Raw genomic sequence first — 781 nt, forward strand, 5'->3', positions numbered from 1 at the left:
AGGTCGGTGCCGGCATTGACTACAAACTTCTGCCCCGAGGTGAGCTGCTGATTCTGCTGGGCGACGCTGTCGATATGCTCGCCCGCCGCCAGGGTGACGCTCTGGGGAGACACCGCGGCGATGCCCGCCTGGCCACTCAGGGCAATGGCCGGGTTGCCGCCGTTGTTCTGCTGCGACTCGTCGTTGGCGCCATGCCCCAGGTCGCGCACCGCCTCGCTGAGGGTTTGCTGTGGCTCGGTGTCATGCCCGATGCCTTGATGGTCTTGCGCATAGTCGCCCAGCCCCTTGGCCAGTTGCAGCGCGGCTTCCAGCACCTGGATGGCCGCGCCACGCTGCAACTGCCCGGCATTGGCCTGCAGTTGCGCTTCGGTGCTGAGCAGCAGCCCCCTGGCCGCGCGCAAGGCGCCGCGCTCGTCGGTGCGCAGTTCAAAACCCTCGCCACGCGGTGCGCCACCTTCGGGACGGGGATGGGTCAGGTACCCCAGGTGCAAGGCGCTGCTGCCGTGGTCGCTCATCAAGGCCGCACTGATCTGCTGGGTGGTGTCATCGATGCGCAGTTCGTTGGCCCGGCTGCCCTTGTGTTCCTTGCTCTTGATGGTGCTGAGGATCTTGTGATCCGGCAGGCGGTGCTGGCCCGGTAGGTGCGTCCGGTGATGATCGGCTGGTCACAGTCGCCATCCAGGTAGTCGACTATGACTTCCTGGCCAATACGCGGGATCGCCATATGGCCCCAGTCCGCTCCGGCCCAGTTCTGTGAAACCCGGACCCAGCAGGAACTGAA

Annotated in this window: 1 pseudogene; it reads right to left on the reverse strand. The window is 65.8% G+C overall.

Annotated features, from left to right (window positions below):
• Positions 1–781, reverse strand: a pseudogene (locus FW796_RS31845) (type VI secretion system Vgr family protein); the annotation flags it as partial.

The organism is Pseudomonas sp. 910_21, assembly GCF_052850735.1.